This is a genomic window from Wujia sp. (assembly GCF_056872695.1).
On the sequence record NZ_DBMFCD010000001.1, the window covers coordinates 81273 to 97818 of the forward strand.

General features: G+C 44.5%; 14 protein-coding genes and 1 tRNA gene. All 15 read left to right on the forward strand.

Annotated elements, in window-relative coordinates:
- Positions 1–105 precede the first annotated feature (105 nt).
- Positions 106–1428 (forward strand): tRNA (N(6)-L-threonylcarbamoyladenosine(37)-C(2))-methylthiotransferase MtaB, encoded by a 1323-nt coding sequence (mtaB, locus tag ACZQK9_RS00405; protein WP_178016459.1) that lies wholly within the window; start codon positions 106–108, stop codon positions 1426–1428.
- A 145-nt stretch (positions 1429–1573) separates the two neighbouring features.
- A tRNA-Glu gene (locus tag ACZQK9_RS00410) sits at positions 1574–1645 on the forward strand.
- A gap of 133 nt (positions 1646–1778) precedes the next feature.
- Complete coding sequence (locus tag ACZQK9_RS00415; RefSeq protein ID WP_483269285.1) at positions 1779–2564, forward strand: zinc ribbon domain-containing protein; 786 nt, start codon at positions 1779–1781, stop codon at positions 2562–2564.
- Positions 2565–2625: 61 nt separating this feature from the next.
- Entirely contained in the window at positions 2626–5883 is a 3258-nt protein-coding gene (locus ACZQK9_RS00420) for a PD-(D/E)XK nuclease family protein (RefSeq protein WP_483269286.1), read from the forward strand.
- Positions 5853–9548: a helicase-exonuclease AddAB subunit AddA gene (addA, locus tag ACZQK9_RS00425; RefSeq protein ID WP_483269287.1), complete on the forward strand. Its 3696-nt coding sequence runs from the start codon at positions 5853–5855 to the stop codon at positions 9546–9548. The genes ACZQK9_RS00420 and addA overlap by 31 nt, the downstream gene beginning before the upstream one ends.
- Positions 9549–9558: 10 nt before the next feature.
- On the forward strand, positions 9559–10053 hold the full coding sequence (gene queF, locus ACZQK9_RS00430) for a preQ(1) synthase (RefSeq protein ID WP_178016463.1): 495 nt from the start codon (positions 9559–9561) through the stop codon (positions 10051–10053).
- Positions 10054–10086: 33 nt separating this feature from the next.
- Positions 10087–11406, forward strand: coding sequence for a bifunctional folylpolyglutamate synthase/dihydrofolate synthase (locus tag ACZQK9_RS00435; protein WP_483269288.1), 1320 nt, complete (start codon positions 10087–10089; stop codon positions 11404–11406).
- Positions 11403–11588: a hypothetical protein gene (locus tag ACZQK9_RS00440; RefSeq protein WP_178016465.1), complete on the forward strand. Its 186-nt coding sequence runs from the start codon at positions 11403–11405 to the stop codon at positions 11586–11588. Before ACZQK9_RS00435 ends, ACZQK9_RS00440 begins: the two co-directional genes overlap by 4 nt.
- A 1-nt stretch (position 11589) precedes the next feature.
- Entirely contained in the window at positions 11590–12729 is a 1140-nt protein-coding gene (locus ACZQK9_RS00445; protein WP_178016466.1) for a tetratricopeptide repeat protein, read from the forward strand.
- Between the two features lie 95 nt (positions 12730–12824).
- A complete protein-coding gene (locus ACZQK9_RS00450; protein WP_216507035.1) occupies positions 12825–13175 on the forward strand; it encodes an anti-sigma factor antagonist in 351 nt (116 codons plus the stop codon).
- The gene (gene spoIIAB / locus ACZQK9_RS00455; protein WP_178016468.1) at positions 13168–13611 is read left to right on the forward strand and encodes an anti-sigma F factor; all 444 of its coding nucleotides are present in this window, start codon (positions 13168–13170) and stop codon (positions 13609–13611) included. Before ACZQK9_RS00450 ends, spoIIAB begins: the two co-directional genes overlap by 8 nt.
- 33 nt (positions 13612–13644) lie before the next feature.
- Entirely contained in the window at positions 13645–14349 is a 705-nt protein-coding gene (locus ACZQK9_RS00460) for a SigB/SigF/SigG family RNA polymerase sigma factor (protein ID WP_253292158.1), read from the forward strand.
- A gap of 124 nt (positions 14350–14473) precedes the next feature.
- On the forward strand, positions 14474–15115 hold the full coding sequence (locus ACZQK9_RS00465) for a TetR/AcrR family transcriptional regulator (protein ID WP_483269289.1): 642 nt from the start codon (positions 14474–14476) through the stop codon (positions 15113–15115).
- A 13-nt stretch (positions 15116–15128) separates the two neighbouring features.
- Positions 15129–15860, forward strand: coding sequence for a hypothetical protein (locus ACZQK9_RS00470; RefSeq protein ID WP_178016471.1), 732 nt, complete (start codon positions 15129–15131; stop codon positions 15858–15860).
- Complete coding sequence (locus tag ACZQK9_RS00475) at positions 15845–16537, forward strand: hypothetical protein (protein WP_483269290.1); 693 nt, start codon at positions 15845–15847, stop codon at positions 16535–16537. The genes ACZQK9_RS00470 and ACZQK9_RS00475 overlap by 16 nt, the downstream gene beginning before the upstream one ends.
- The last annotated feature ends 9 nt before the right edge of the window (positions 16538–16546 follow it).

The following is a 16546-nucleotide window of genomic DNA, read 5'->3' on the forward strand; positions in this document are numbered from 1 at the left end:
AAAAATAATCTCAAAAATATATCTTTCGCACTTTTTTTATCTATGTTACTATAATAAAAGTTTACACTATAAAAGTCAAGAATCAGCAGGAGAAATTTGCGTAAAATGTATGTGAATATTTTAAATAAAAAAGTGGCAGTTTGCACACTTGGATGCAAAGTGAATCAATACGAGTCAGACAGTATGATGGATATACTGAAGAAAAACGGATGTGAGATTGTACCATTTTCACAGTTTGCAGATATCTATATCGTTAATACGTGTTCGGTCACGAATATGGCGGAGCGGAAGTCGAGACAGATGCTGCACCGTGCGAAAAAAAAGAACCCGGAAGCGGTGATTGTGGCAGCCGGATGTTATGTGCAGGCAGCTGAGGAGGTATTGGCAAAGGATCTCGGTATTGACATTCTGATCGGAAATAACTGCAAGAAGGATGTTGCACGTATTTTAAGTGAATATTATGAGGATACCTCCATGCATGAAGTCGTGATCGATATCAATCATACGAATGAATATGAGGAAATGACGCTGGTAAAGCCGAATGAACGCTGTCGTGCCTATGTCAAGGTGCAGGATGGCTGTAATAATTTCTGCACATATTGTATTATCCCGTATACACGTGGCAGAATCCGCAGCCGGAAGCTCGCCGATGTTGTGCGTGAAGTGGAAGGACTGGCAGCAGAGGGCGTGCAGGAAGTTGTAATCACAGGTATCAACCTGTCTTCCTATGAGGATGAAGATGAGGCATCGCTGCTGATGTTGTTACAGGCGGTTGCCAAAGTGGAAGGTATCCGGCGGATCCGGATGGGGTCGCTGGAGCCACGTGTGATCACAGAGGAATTTCTGGATGGCATTACAGCGCTTGACAAGGTATGTCCACATTTTCATCTGTCATTGCAAAGTGCCTGCAATGAGACGTTAAAGCGCATGAACCGGAAATATACGATCGAAGAATATATGGAAAAATGCGAGATGATCCGTAAGGCATATGACCGTCCGGCGATAGCAACAGATGTAATCGTAGGATTTCCGGGCGAGACAGAGGAGGAATTTGCAACAACTGTGGCAAATCTGGAGAAATTGAATCTCTATGAGATGCATATCTTTAAATATTCGAAGCGTAGTGGTACGATTGCGGCGACAATGGAGCACCAGGTGAGTGATGCAATAAAGGAGAAGCGGAGCAATGTGCTGTTAGAGCTGACAGCAAACCAGAAGGCAGCATTTGAAGCACAGTTTTCCGGAGAATTGCTTCCGGTATTGATAGAAGAGTATGACTGTATTGACAAGGATGGAAATCCGGTGTATGTCATGAAGGGACATACCGATCGCTACATACTTGTGAAGCAGGAGACAACGAGAGAGGTCTGCGAGCAGAGTATCAATTCATTTGTGGATGTGCTTTACCGTCCGGAGAAGTCAAAATAAAAAGGCAGGAACTAGCAGATACGATTATGGCATATTGTCGTGCTTATTTACGAAAATATGCCATAATTGAAAAAATATTTAAAAATTTAAAAAAAGTTGTTGACAAACATCCATATGTTTGTTATAGTAACAAAGGTTTCAAGATGGTTCGTTGGTCAAGCGGCTAAGACGTCGCCCTCTCACGGCGAAAACAGGGGTTCGATTCCCCTACGAACTGCTTTTAAAAGGATACAGGTTGTATCCTTTTTTTTTGCTATTTTTTCCTTTTATTAAGAAAAGAATCACTTGAAGAAAAAGGCTGTGTGAGATATACTATACTACATATGATACAGAAGAAAGGGGTTAGTAGTATGGCTGTATGTGAATCATGTGGAGCAAGGGTGCAGGATGGAATAACAATCTGTCCGGAATGCGGACGCCCGGTAGTAAAGATGAAGACAAGTCTTGGCTTAAAAGGTGAGAACGGAAAGAAGCCGGTACAGCAGAGGGCATTCACACCGACAGATGATTATGGTGATATCTATGACGGAAACAGTATCGGGGGATCAGATCCTGTCAAGATTACAAAAGAAGATGTAAAGGAATACAAGGAGCAAAACAGAAAACAGGGCGGCGGAAGCGGCGTCGGAAAAGTATTTGGCACAATCTTCAAGTTCATTATATTTGCGGCGATTGTTTTTGGCATTTATCTGTTTGTAACAAAGGTTGTTTTGAAACCGGCTGGACCGGAGACCTATGAAGAAGCTGTCACAGCATTCCAGACGGCGGTAAATGAGAATGATAGTGAGAAATTACAGGCGTTAGTACCAAATTACATAACGGCCAATAAAGCTATGGTAGAGAATATGCTTCCGTATGTCAAGGAAGCAAATTATACATCTGTTAAGATCATAAAGGCAACAGAGTGGAACAGCGCGCAGGTGGATGAATTTAATGATAAGATTCAGGCGCAGCATGGTAAGACGGCTGATGCAAGAGAAGGAGCCACTTTGAAGCTGGGACTGCGTGGAAGTATGAAGGATACTAACGGAGTATTGAGACAATATATGGAAGTAAATATTGATTTCATAAAGATTAAGGGCGTTTGGTATCCGGATATAGAACAGGTACAGACGCAGTTGTTTAATCAGGAATAAAAAGATTGTATAAATAGCCGGGAGCAGAAACTTCCGGCTTATCTTTTAGTTGGAGGCGTACATGGCGTTACAGTTTATTCTTGGCCCAAGCGGGGCTGGCAAATCAGAATATGTCTATGATGATATTATACGGCGGACGATGCAGGATGAACGGAAGAATGTGATCGTACTTGTGCCGGAACAGTATTCTCTTGAAATTCAGAGAAAACTTGTACAGAAGCATCCACGGGGAGGCAGTTTTCAGATCGATGTTATCGGATTTAATCGTCTGGCATACCGGATTTTTGATGAACTGCATATCAAACCGAAAAAGGTGCTGGAGGATTTTGGTAAATCTATGCTGCTCCGGAAGGCTGCGCAGGATCATAAGGATGAACTGGCTTTGTATGCCGGAAGTCTGGATAAGGCAGGATTTATCGATGAAGCAAAATCGCTGATGTCCGAGATTTATCAATATGATGTTCCGCGGGAACGGCTGCGGGAGGCGTTGCAGGAGCTGGATGATTCTGAGGAATCTCGTGTACTTGCGAAAAAATTGCAGGATATGCTTGTGATTTTTGATGCGTTTGAGGAGAAGAAAGGACAGTCCTTCATCGTCGCAGAGCAGATGCTGGAGCTTTTAACTGCGGCGGCAGGACAATCACAGCTGATTGCCGGAAGTGAAATCATACTGGACGGATTTACCGGATTTACGCCGATCCAGTTGAATCTGATTTCGGTATTGCTGCGCAGGGCAAAAAAAGTAACAATTGTCCTGACGATTGATGCTGCAGCTTATGAGAAAAAGCATGTGGGAGAACATGAATTGTTTGCGCTCACAAAACAGACGATAAACAGGTTGCTTTTAACTGCGGAACAGGCACAGGTGGTTGTGGAACCAACGCTTTTTTTAGGGAGGGATGGCTGCAAACGATGGAACAGTGGACATCCGCTTGCGCATCTGGAGAAGAATCTGTTTCGTTATCCATATCATGTTGGACAGGATGAGGTGCAGGCAATCACAATTACGGCATATGATACGCCGGCACAGGAATTAACCAGAGTGGCGGAGCAGATCCGGACACTTGTGATGTACCAGGGTTACCACTATCGCGATATCGCGATCGTAAGTGGTAATCTGGAAGAAACAGCGGAGTTTGCAAAGCGTATATTACCACAGTATGAAATCCCATATTTTATAGATATGACAATGCCGGTAAAAAATCATCCTTGCGTGGATGCACTGACACATGTGTTGCGGGTGGTAGATGAAAATTTCAGTTATGACAGTGTATTTGCGTTTTTAAAATCCGGGGTGGTAAAAACATTGGAGTCCTCAGAGATTGAAACACTGGAGAATTATGTCCTGGCGCGGGGGCGAAAGGGAATTCGAAGCTGGAGTCAGACTTTTCAGAATGGCGATGATGAGACTGTGGATGACTTGCGGAAGGTCGTTATGGAAATTCTGCAGCCATTTTATAAAGCGGTTTCCAGAGGAAGAAAGAAGATAACTGTATTTGTCGATGCGATCTATGCATTGATGGATACACTTTCGATGGAGGAGCAGTTTGAGGATTCCGGACTTTATGAGAAGGTGTGCCAGATCTTTGATAAGATGGTAGAAATCATGCCTGAGGATGTAGTCAATGTGCAGGAGTTCGAAGAATTATTTGCGGTTGGCATGAAAGATGTCAGTCTCGGAATGGTGCCGCCGACGTTGGATATGCTTGTAGTTGGAGATATTACGAGAACCCGGCTGGGGGACATTCGGACACTGTTCATCGTAGGGGTGAATGATGGTGTCATTCCGAAAAGAACGAAACGCAGTCAGATTATCAATGACCGGGAGAAGGAACGCCTGGAGACATTTGGAATTCATATGGCACCCACGGAACGCGTAAACAGCTATACAGAACAGTTTTATCTGTATCAGAACATGACCAAGCCAAAGGATAGCCTGCATTTGTCGTATGTGTGTATGAGTGCACTGAATGACACGATGCGGCCATCTTATATTTTAGATCGAATCCGGAGGATATTTCCAGATAAGAAGGAAGTGCAGGGGGCACAGATGGAGAACCGGATCGTGACGAGAAAGTCCGGGCTGGAGGTATTGATTCTTGGAATCCGGGAGTTGCTGGAAGGCAATCATAGTCATGAGGCGGAAACCCTGCAGTTATATAAGCTGTATATGCAAACTGGAGATGCAGATATACTGGAACGGATGCAACAGGCCATACAGTACCAGAACCTTCCAGAGAAGCTTATGAAACAGGTTACAAAGCTGATTCAGTTACAGGACATGGCAATGTCTGTGTCAAAGCTGGAGCAGTATGCAAACTGTGCATATGCATTTTTCCTGAAGTATATACTGCATCTGGAGGAACGGCAGATACATGGGATTGATAACCGGAATGTCGGTATGATCCTCCATGGGGCGATGGAGCAGATGTTTTGTTATGTGCGGGATCAGCGGGATAATCAATGGGAAACGCTGTCAGATCAGGAACGGGATGCAAAGACAGAAGAATTTGTGAATGCAAATTTTGAGAAAGAATATGCCGGGCAGGAGTTGGAGCATGGACAGTATGAGGTTCTTCGAAAAAGTCTGGTACGGATTGGAAAGCGGACTGTACAGAAATTACAGTCGTTGATGGAAGATGCTTATAAGCCATGTTATTTTGAGTATGCATTCCGTAAGAAGCTTAAGGTCGGTGATGAGAAGCTCACACTGGTTGGTGTGGTAGATCGTGGAGATTTGTATGTGAATGAGTCAGAGCAGACGATTTCACTGCGGGTGATTGATTATAAATCAGGAGCACATGAGTTTGACCTTGGCGATCTGTATGAAGGTCTGGAACTTCAGCTTGCAATCTATACGGATGTGATGCTGGAACTGGTTGATCAGGATTGGAACAAAAACCGGGCGGAGGCAGACAGATACAAGATTCTGACAGACAGTATGTATTATTATCATATGCAGGATCCGTATGTGCAGGCGGAAAATGAGACAGAGGCAGAGGAGATAAGAAAAAAACAGTTCACCTATAAGGGGCTTGGACGTGAAGACGCAGAGGAATTTGATACCGTGCTTGCGTATGCGGAGTATAAGGCTTCCGCACTTGCCGCACAGATCAAGAATGGTGTGATCGATAAAAATCCGATGCGGGAGGCAAATAAAACTGCCTGCGATTATTGTGCATATAAGGATGTATGCCGGTTTGATGAAAAATACGGAAACAACCGTTATCATGATACAAAACACAGCGCAAAGGAGAAAGAGCAGTTATTGGAGGAGATGCAGAAGCTATGCCGTGGACAGAAAAACAGGAACATGTAATTAAAGAGAGAGACAAGACAATTCTCGTTTCAGCAGCGGCAGGTTCCGGAAAGACTGCCACGCTCGTGGAACGGATTTATCAGAAGATCATTGATACAGAGCATCCGGTTGATATCACTTCTTTTCTCGTTGTGACATTTACGAAGGCGGCAGCTGCACAGATGAAAGAGAAGCTTTTGAAGAAACTGGAGGAGGCACAGGAACAGTATCCGGAATCGGAACATATTGCGAAGCAGAATATGCTGATTCAGAGTGCAGATATTACAACGATTGACAGTTTCTGTCTGAATATTGTAAAAGAATACTTCAGTTTTCTGAATCTGGATCCGTCCGTTGGAATTGGAGATCCGGGTATGCTGGAAATGTTGAAATATGATGTTATGACAGAATTGTTTGAAACGAAATATGCACAGCTGCAGGAACAGCCGGATACAGAATTTGGACGTTTGCTGGAGTTGTTCTGTGATGGAAAACGGGACGACAATCTGAAGGATGTAATTGACAAAATCTATCAGCAGATTACGAGTTTTCCGGATCCGTCCCGATTTCTGGAGGAAGCACGGGCGGCCCTTCGGATTGAGACGGCGGAAGATCTGAATCGTGCTGCATGGATGCAGGCAATGCTTGATATCCTGCATAAAAAGGCAACGGCATCCATCCTGTTGGCGCAGAGATGCCTTGCGCTATGTGGGGAGGCGGATGGACCGGAACAATACCGGGAGCAGATTGTATCTGATATAGAGAAGCTTCAGGCGATTGAACAGGCGGATCGTTATGCTGCGATGAAGCAGGTTCTTGATACCAAATGGGCGACACTGTCAAGAAAGAAGTTTACCGGTGATAAGGAATTACAGGAAGCCTGCAAGGCACTTCGGAAGGAATATAAGGATGAATTTGACAGCAAAAAGCTGGATGGGTTTAAGCAGTCAGAGACAGAAATATTAGAGGATATGGCGCTGTTAAAGTCTTATCTGTTACCGTTGTTGTCACTCACAGAAGAATTCATGACGTTGTTCATGGAAGAAAAGCAGAAGCGGAAGATGCTGGAATTTTCAGATATTTCCCATATGGCATATCAGCTTGTGTGTGCAGGGTATGATGCGGATGGCTGCGCGATTCCGACGGAGATTGGGAAGACAATTTCCAACCGATATGAAGAAATTTACATTGATGAATATCAGGACAGTAATTATTTACAGGAAGACATCCTGACCGCAGTGTCTGGAAAATCGCGTGGCGATTATAACATGTTTATGGTTGGTGACGTCAAACAGAGTATTTACCGGTTCCGTATGGCGCGACCGGAGATATTTGTAAAAAAATACAACCGTTATCAGGAGACGGGGAAAGAGATAAAAATAGAACTCAATCATAATTTCCGCTCCCGTGCGGTTGTGCTTCGATCCATCAATTATTTCTTTTACCAGTTGATGGGAAGTGATCTTGGTGGAATCACATACGATGACAGGCAGGCACTCGTGCCGGGAAAACAGTTCCCGGAACCACCAGAGGGTATTTCGGTTTCTGATCATACGGAGCTCTTGCTCGCGGATGTGGATGATATTGGCAATCTGAGTGAGGATGCACTCCGGCAATATGGATCCCCGGATAAGGATGCCTTAGAGGGTTATCTGATTGCCAACCGGATTCGTGCCATGATGGATGCAAAGACGGGAATGCAGGTCTATGATGAAGAACTAGACCGGTATAGACCGGTACAGTATAAGGATATTGTCATTCTGGCAAGAAGCTTGAAGGATTATGGAGACAGTCTTTACAATGCGTTGATGGCGCAGGGAATTCCGGTATATCTGGAAAAATCCAAAGGATATTTTCAGGCAGTGGAGATTCAGGTGATTATGTCGATGCTGTCGGTGGTGGATAACAGCAGACAGGATATTCCATTATCTGCGGTATTGCTGTCTCCGATTGGCGGGCTGAATGAGTCTGAGCTTGCAGAAATCTGCACATCTGTGCGCAATGCCGTATCAGAGAAGCTTTGTCTGTATGAGATCTGTGAGTATTATGCGGAAGACTGTGAGGAGACCGTGCTTGGAGCAAAGCTTTGCCGTGTGCTTTCTTTGATTGATGAGCTGAAAGAAAAAAAACAGCACTTGTCTGTGTCAGACCTGATCTGGGTGCTGTTACAAAAGACCGGATATTATGAGTATGTGACAGCGATGCCGGCGGGAGATATCCGCAAATCAAATGTGGATATGTTATTGCAAAAGGCAGTTCAGTTTGAAAATGGATATTATAAGGGTCTGTTCCATTTTCTGCGTTACGTGGATAAGCTCAAGCTGATGGAAAAGGATGAGGGCGAGGCAAGCGTGCTGAGCGAGGATGCGGATGTTGTCCGGATTATGAGTATCCATAAGAGTAAGGGACTGGAGTATCCGGTTGTGTTTGCAGCTGGTATGGGACGACAGTTTAACCGCATGGAGTTAAAGGACAATGTGCAGGTGCATCCGGATTATTATCTGGCGGCAATGGCTATGTATACAACAGGACGGTATAAACATAACACAACGATCCGAAGCATCTATGCTTCTTTGGAGGATGTGGAGATGATGGCGGAGAATCTGCGTGTTCTTTATGTCGCAATGACGCGTGCAAAAGAAAAACTGATACTCACGGGAACAGTGCGCGGAGCGGACCGCCTGCTTGCGAAATATGCGTATGTTGCAGATATGGAAGCTATGCTGCTTCCTTACAATGTCCGTAAAAATGCGGACTGTTATGCAAAGCAGCTGTTTGCCTGTATGATGCGGTACAATCAGCTGGCGGATGCTTATAAGGTACAGGGGGCAATTCGGATGGAGATTTTAAATCAGGAGGAAATCCTGACAGCGATGCTTCCGATGCAGATACAAAGCCGGCTACAGGTGGAAGAGATTCGGCGCATGGCACAGCAGACAGAGGAAAGCGTATTCTATAAGAAAAATGAAGAAAGCTTTTCTTTTGAGTATCCACATATGGCGATGACAACTCTTGGGGCAAAGCTTTCCATCTCAGATATCAAGAAGATGAAAGCGTATGATGGAAAGGGCTACGATATCAGTACAGAATTTGCGCAGCCGGATAGTGGCAGGCAGGCAAATACGAAACGGACAAACAAACAGGAAGTACGACCGCGAGGGACACTCACAGGCTCCGAGCGGGGAACCATTGTGCATAAGTTTATGGAATTGCTGCCGTTTGAAGCGGTAAATGCAGATGACGATCTGGATACATTTATCAAACAGCAAAAGGTGAATCTATATCAGCGAGGGATACTGGAGGAACGGGAGCTTGTGGCAATCCGGGAATCTAAAATCAGGAAGATGTTGCAATCTGCACTTGGATGCCGTATGATAGAAGCTGCGCGCCTGGGTAATCTGTACAAGGAACGGCAGTTTTCGGCAGGTATTCCGGCATCGGAGGTTTATGATGTTGCGGAGATGGACATGCTTGTTGTACAGGGTATTATTGATGCGTATTTTTATGAGGATGATGGTGTCGTTGTCATGGATTATAAGACAGATGCTGCGGATGAGGAGACTCTGGTTGGAAGGTACCGGGCACAGCTTGCAGCCTATGCAGAGGTGCTGGAACGATTGACGGGGAAAAAAGTGAAGGAACAGGTGATCTATTCCTTCCATTTAGATAAAATGATTCGATTATGAGGTGATAGAGATGGCTAGAACAGAGGAAGAACAAAAAGGAATTTCTTTGCTGGGAAACCAGCATGTGGCATATCCGGCTGATTATTCTGCGGATATTCTGGAGACGTTTATCAACAAGCATCCGGACAATGATTATTTTGTAAAATTCAATTGTCCGGAATTTACGAGTCTTTGTCCGATTACCGGACAGCCGGACTTTGCAACGATTTATATTTCCTATGTGCCGGATGTACGTATGGTAGAGAGTAAATCGCTGAAGCTGTATCTGTTCAGCTTCCGGAATCATGGCGATTTTCACGAGGATTGTGTGAATACGATCATGAAAGATCTGATCAAGGCGATGGATCCGAAGTATATCGAGGTCTGGGGAAAGTTTACACCACGTGGCGGTATTTCCATTGATCCGTATTGCAATTATGGACGTCCGGGAACAAACTGGGAGCAGGTCGCATATGACCGTCTGGTTCATCATGATTTGTATCCGGAGAAAGTGGATAACAGATAAGAATACTGCGAAGCAAAAAGGAAGTAATAGGTTATGAACAACAGTTTAAAAGAGGCAGAAGATTATATTAACCAGATTCCACTGTTTGGTCCCCACACAGAGGGAAGAAATAAATCCGGAAATGAAAACTTAGAGGCGGTCATGGCATTGCTTGGCAATCCACATCGTGTGCATAAAGCAATCCATGTGGCAGGTACAAACGGAAAAGGTTCTACGGTCCAGTTTCTGCGTGCCCTGCTTACGGAAGCGGGATACCACGTGCGGACGTTTACATCGCCGCATCTTGTCTCTATCACGGAACGGATCGAGGGCATATCAGATGAAGATTTTGTGTCGTGTTATCAGATTGTCAGACAGGCGTGTGAGCAGGCAGAACAGCAAAACCTGCAGCATCTTTCTTATTTTGAATTCCTGTTTGCCATGGCGGCGGTATATTTTTCCAGGCTGGAGCTTGATTTCGTAATCTATGAAACCGGGCTTGGCGGAAGACTGGATGCGACAAATGTACTTGTGCCGGTGCTGACAATTATTACAGAAATCGGGCTGGATCATACCAAATACCTTGGAACAACGATTGAAGAGATTGCAGGGGAAAAGGCGGGCATCATCAAAACCGGAGTTCCCGTTGTATACAATACCGGAAGCATCGAGGCAGATACGGTAATTCGTTCGCGGGCGGAAGCTCTTGCGGCAGAAGCAATAAATGTCGCAAATGTGGAGTATATTATCGATGAAATTACAGATAAAACCATTGATTTTTCAATGAACAATCGCTATTATAGTTACAATGGTTTGCGGCTTGATAGTGTGGCCACCTATCAGGTAGACAATGCTGTAACCGCAATTACGGCGTGTGAGGTATTGTTGGGCAGGCAGCTTGCACAGGAGAAAATACAGCTTGCACTGGATGCATTTTTCTGGCCGGGCCGGATGGAGAAGCTTGCGGACAACATCATCATTGATGGAGCACATAATGTGAGTGCAATCGAACGTTTTACCGAGAGTGTGAACGCTGGGTATGCGGATTATAAGAAAACATTGCTCTTTGCGGTTGCAGGAGATAAGGATTATGAACCGATGATTGCATATCTGATGCAGAATCTGGATGTGGAATCTGTTTATGTGACGTCTCTGGATTCGGATCGTGCGATCTCTGCAGAATACATTGCAGCACTGTTTCGTGATTGTGCAAAAAAGGTAGAGCGTGTTGTACACGTCTATGCAGATAATGACATCCGGGGCTGCTTTGCAGAGGCATATGCATCTGTGGAAGCACATGGTGGCGTGCTGTTTGGCGTTGGCTCTCTGTATTTGATAGGAAAGATAAAAGACATATGGGAGGAAACCGTATGATAAATTTTGAAGAAGAATTAAAGCGTTTCACGCCGATTCCGGAGGTGAATCAGGCGGAGGAAGCGATTTACAGTAATGATTTGAAGGATATCAGTGATATTGTCTTGCAGATGACACAGGATTTGAGAAATACAGGCAGTATACTGGATAATGCAGTATCCGTACGAGCAAGGAGAAGATAAGATGGCAACAACAATGCGACCAGTGTTGTGTCCACATTGTGGTGCACAGGTTCGGAAAAATGGATATTGTTCAGAATGTTATCTTCCTCTGTCCATGCTGAAGAAAGCACAGAATACTTCCAATTACTATTATAATATTGGATATGACCGTGCATCTGCCAGAGATCTGTCGGGGGCGATAGAATCGCTGCTGCAGTCTCTTCGTTATAACAAACGAAATGTACCGGCACGGAATCTGCTTGGACTCATCTATTATGAGATGGGTGAGGCGGTGCAGGCGATGAGTGAATGGGTTATGAGCATCAACTATCAACGGGAAAATAACCTTGCAACGAAATACCTGAAGGAATTGAAAAAAGATCCTGCCCGGTTAGAGAGTGTCGACCAGCTTGCGCGAAAGTTCAATATGGCAATCCAGTATGCACATAGCGAGGATTATGATCTTGCAATCCTGCAGCTCAAAAGTGCACTCTCAGACAATCCGCATTTTGTCAAAGGATATCTGTTACTGGCGCTTTTGTATATTGGAACAGATAACTATGAGAAAGCAAGGGTGACACTGCGCCGTGTGCTGAAAATTGACAAGGCAAATTCACTGGCAGTACATTATCTGCGGGAAATGGGAGACACTGAGGAAAACATCATTGAGATGCGGAAGCAGAATGTGGATAACGATGGACTCTTAGATGATGATTATCTTGAGGAAATTGTCGTGACAGAGGATGGCAGAGCCCCTAAAAAGATTGAGAAGAAGAGTCTGTTTCAGGAGATCAAGGCAAAGAAGGATACGAGTGTTGTACGGACGGGACAGTTTGGACAGGTCAGTCTTGCCAGGTATTCCGGATTGTATATGTTGCTTGGACTGGTGTTTGGCGTTTTACTTTTCTGTTTTTTTATCCTGCCGGGGCAGAAAAAGAAGCTGCGGGTGGAAAATGAGCAGTTGATCAAGACATACAGTGAGGAGCTTGCAGGAAAAAACTCCACCATCGACAGCCTGAGTGCAGAGGTGGATAATCTGACAAAGCAGATTGACACATTGCAAAATGGAGCGGCAAAGGGGGAGACGGATCTCCCGGATTATTCCAATGTCGTATCGGGCATGTCAGATACAGATTTACAAAATATGATAGACAAAGAGTAATCGATGATTATTCGGACATACGAAAGAAAGTGAAAATTATTTCACTTTCTTTTTCTTTGCATTTTTTCTGGATATTTGGATATAGGAGGCAGTTTATGGTGTATGAAGTGGCAAATGGTGTGCTGATTTATTACCTTCCGGAGGAGCTGGATCACTATGCGGCAGATATGCTCAAACGAAAGACGGCACATGTGTTTGATGAGGAGGAAATCCGGTATTTAATCTTTGATTTTTCGAGGACACAGTTTATGGACAGTTCCGGTATCGGACTGATTACCGGACGATTCCGAATGGTGCATGACAAGGGGGGAAGTGTTTTTGCAGTACATGTAAATGAAACAATAGACCGTATACTTTTGATGTCAGGAATTTACCGGATTTTAAAAAAGATGGACTCGCTGGATGCGATAAAAAAGGAGATGGTAAAGGGAGGATATTATGAATAGTGCAAACGAAATGAATGTGGAATTTGACAGTGCAGCGAAAAACGAAAGTTTTGCCCGTGTGATCGTGGCGTCGTTTATCACATCGACGAACCCGACACTGGAGGAAGTCTCAGATATTAAAACAGCGGTTTCGGAGGCTGTTACCAATGCGATTATTCATGGCTATGAAAAAGGTTCAGGAAAGATTCATATCCGGACGGTCGTGGAAGACCGTTCAGTATACATAGAGGTAAGGGATAACGGAGTCGGAATAGAAAATATCCGACAGGCGATGGAACCACTTTTTACAACCAAACCGGAGGAAGAACGTTCCGGGATGGGATTTTCCTTTATGGAGGCTTTTATGGATCGACTGGAGGTCGAATCGAAGCTGGGAGAAGGAACTGTGGTAAAAATGTGGAAGGAGATCGGTGCACCCGCACCACATTATGAATAAATGAATGAATGGGAACTATTTCAACAGGCACAGATGGGGAGTAAGGCTGCAAAGGAAAAAATAGTTTCAGATAACACCGGACTTGTGTGGAGTATTGCTCGTCGGTTTGTGAATCGCGGTTATGATCTGGAGGAGTTATATCAGATTGGATGTATCGGTCTGCTCAAGGCATGCGACCGGTTTGAAAGCCGGTATGGGGTACAGTTTTCCACATATGCCGTTCCGCTGATCGCCGGAGAAATCAAACGGTTTTTGCGGGATAACGGTGCGATTAAGGTGTCACGTATTTTAAAACAAAATGGGTATCAGATCAGCAAAGCAAAAGAAGCATTGCTGCATAAATATGGAAGAGAGGCCACACTCGATGAATTGGCAAGCTATACGGGACTTTGTGTGGAGGATATTGTGATGGCAACGGAGGCAAACCGGGAGGTGGAATCCATCCAGCAGACGATCTGCGGCAAGGATGGTACACAGGTCAGTCTGGTGGAACGGCTGGTGGATGAAGCCGAGTCAGAGGTGGCAGCTGAAAACATCATGAACCGGATTTTAGTCGGACAGGCGATGGAAAAGCTGGGGGAGACGGAACAGGAGCTGATTCATCTGCGGTTTTTTGAGGATAAGACACAGACAGAGGTTGCAAAGGTGCTTGGAATCAGTCAGGTACAGGTCAGCCGGTTAGAGAAAAAAATACTGATTCAAATGCGTCAGAATCTGGATTATTATAAATCAAACTAGAAGTACGATTTATATATAAAAAGTATGATTATAGAAATAAAAGTAGAATAATAAAACTTGTAGTTGAAAAAACAAACTTCACGTTGTATAATGTCAACAATAGTTGTATTTGGCGGGAGAGTATATGGGAGCACGCAAGAAGCTTGCACTGGAACAGTTTAATCGCGACAATATTTTGACGGCAGCGAGAGAGTTATTTGAGACGAAGGGTGTCCAGGACACAACGATGGACGATATCGCGTTGCAGGCAGATTACAGTAAGTCGACGATTTATGTATATTTCCGGAGTAAGGAAGATATCTATAATTCCATAGTAGTTGATTATCTCGATATCCTGATCGGTGAGATGATGGTGTATATCGAGGGGGATACCTCTTTTGAGGACAGCTATTACAAGCTATGTGAGCGGCTGGTTTCTTTTTGTGAACGATATCCGAAGTATTATGCTTCTTTGATGTTTGAGGAGAAAGCAACAAACAGCCGGAAGCAGGGTACAGTAATTCTGCCGGAGATGCTGCAGGAACTATATGGATTGATGGAAGCGCTCGTCCAAAAGGGAAAGAACACAGATGTGTTACAGAAAACACTCGATACAAAGCCGACGGTTTTGTATCTATGGTCATCCTTAAGCGGAATCATCCAGATTTCCGCACAGAAGAAAAAAGAGATCACGAAACAGACCGGGATGACAATGGAAGAATATCGAAGCTTTGCTTTTCGTACATTGTATGAATCACTTGTGCAAAAGAAAGCTTCGGGAGAGTAGTGGGAGGATACAAATGAGGGGTATGGAATGGAAGAATGACATGGAGGAGACACGGAATTATATATTTTATGTGTCTGACTATGTGGACGTGTCTGCGGGACATGCATGGAAGATGGACTGCCGGCAGGCGATGACAGAGCAGATGGTTCAGAATCTGCCGAATTGTAAAGTAATGAAATATACAGAATATCATGGTGAACGTCTGGATGCGGACAGTGTGGGAATTCTCTTTCCATCGAAGATGTGGGGTATTTCCCTCGCTGTATATGCTTTTTTGCAGAATCTGAGGGTATCTGCATCGACTTATGTGTATGCAGTTGCGATGGGAGAGGTTTTATCTGCCGAGGTAAACGGAACTGCAAATGTACGGATGGAGACACTTGGACAGTTTCAGGATATCTTTGAGCGTCGGAGACTGGGGAATATCTCGGATATCTATATTCGCTGTATTGATTACAAGCGGGAATTTACGACGACAGAGGAGAAGCTGATGTGTTCGGTTACAACAGCAGAGCGGATCACGAATGTGATGGAGGGACTGCTTTTTTACAGTATGAAAGCGGTGAAAGAACAGAAGCTGCAAATCGTGACAGATAAGCGGATGCCTGTGCGGGTAAAACATGCGGCAGAGAAGAACGAAAAAGCACCGGTTGTACAGACAAAGATTCTTCCTATGCCGAACATCAAAAATGTATTTCTGGATGATGATCTGCTATCGGAGGTTCGGATATGCCAAGCTATGTGATACATTTATCGTGTGCGGAGCGCGCGCTGGAGTTATTGCCGGAGATGGATGCACGGGAGAAAAATATTTTTTTCCTTGGAAATATGATTGCAGATATGTGTCAGGATAAGCATTATACCCATTTCTGGAACGATGCGACGTATGACAAGCTTGTGCGCCGGCCGGATCTGGATTGGTTTTTACAAAAGTATGGTGATGCGCTACAGGAACCATATGTGCGGGGGTATTATGCACATTTGTTATTGGATTATAATTTCCTGGATCTATACTGGGACCGGCATTTCCGGTTTTACAATGAGAAAAAACAACCGGAAACCTTATATGATGCGGTTACTTATGTGGAAGTGCTGGAGCAACAGCGGATATATGACCGGCAGGAATTTTTCTCCCGAAAATGGTATTACGGTGATTACGACCGGATGAATTCATATTTTGCAAATAAATATAATGTAGAATTTCCGAATTTGAATCTGGCTGAGGAAGAATGGAATCAGGTACAGCGGATCACGGAAATTGACTGGAGGTATGCACCAGACGCTATGGGGAAAGCCAGAATACAGCTATCACAAAGCATTGCGGGTGCAGAGCCGGGAATGATTCCACGGTTACAGATATTTGATCTTCCCGAACTGGAACGGCTGGTGGAAGAAATCGCAAAAAAAGTGGCAGAGATTTAAAATCCCTGC

Coding starts and splice junctions, on each gene's coding strand:
- ACZQK9_RS00470 (WP_178016471.1), top strand. CDS start 15,129: ATGAGGGGTATGGAATGGAAGAATGACATGGAGGAGACACGGAATTAT.
- spoIIAB (WP_178016468.1), top strand. CDS start 13,168: ATGAATAGTGCAAACGAAATGAATGTGGAATTTGACAGTGCAGCGAAA.
- ACZQK9_RS00475 (WP_483269290.1), top strand. CDS start 15,845: ATGCCAAGCTATGTGATACATTTATCGTGTGCGGAGCGCGCGCTGGAG.
- mtaB (WP_178016459.1), top strand. CDS start 106: ATGTATGTGAATATTTTAAATAAAAAAGTGGCAGTTTGCACACTTGGA.
- ACZQK9_RS00440 (WP_178016465.1), top strand. CDS start 11,403: ATGATAAATTTTGAAGAAGAATTAAAGCGTTTCACGCCGATTCCGGAG.
- ACZQK9_RS00415 (WP_483269285.1), top strand. CDS start 1,779: ATGGCTGTATGTGAATCATGTGGAGCAAGGGTGCAGGATGGAATAACA.
- queF (WP_178016463.1), top strand. CDS start 9,559: ATGGCTAGAACAGAGGAAGAACAAAAAGGAATTTCTTTGCTGGGAAAC.
- addA (WP_483269287.1), top strand. CDS start 5,853: ATGCCGTGGACAGAAAAACAGGAACATGTAATTAAAGAGAGAGACAAG.
- ACZQK9_RS00445 (WP_178016466.1), top strand. CDS start 11,590: ATGGCAACAACAATGCGACCAGTGTTGTGTCCACATTGTGGTGCACAG.
- ACZQK9_RS00465 (WP_483269289.1), top strand. CDS start 14,474: ATGGGAGCACGCAAGAAGCTTGCACTGGAACAGTTTAATCGCGACAAT.
- ACZQK9_RS00460 (WP_253292158.1), top strand. CDS start 13,645: ATGGGGAGTAAGGCTGCAAAGGAAAAAATAGTTTCAGATAACACCGGA.
- ACZQK9_RS00420 (WP_483269286.1), top strand. CDS start 2,626: ATGGCGTTACAGTTTATTCTTGGCCCAAGCGGGGCTGGCAAATCAGAA.
- ACZQK9_RS00450 (WP_216507035.1), top strand. CDS start 12,825: ATGGTGTATGAAGTGGCAAATGGTGTGCTGATTTATTACCTTCCGGAG.
- ACZQK9_RS00435 (WP_483269288.1), top strand. CDS start 10,087: ATGAACAACAGTTTAAAAGAGGCAGAAGATTATATTAACCAGATTCCA.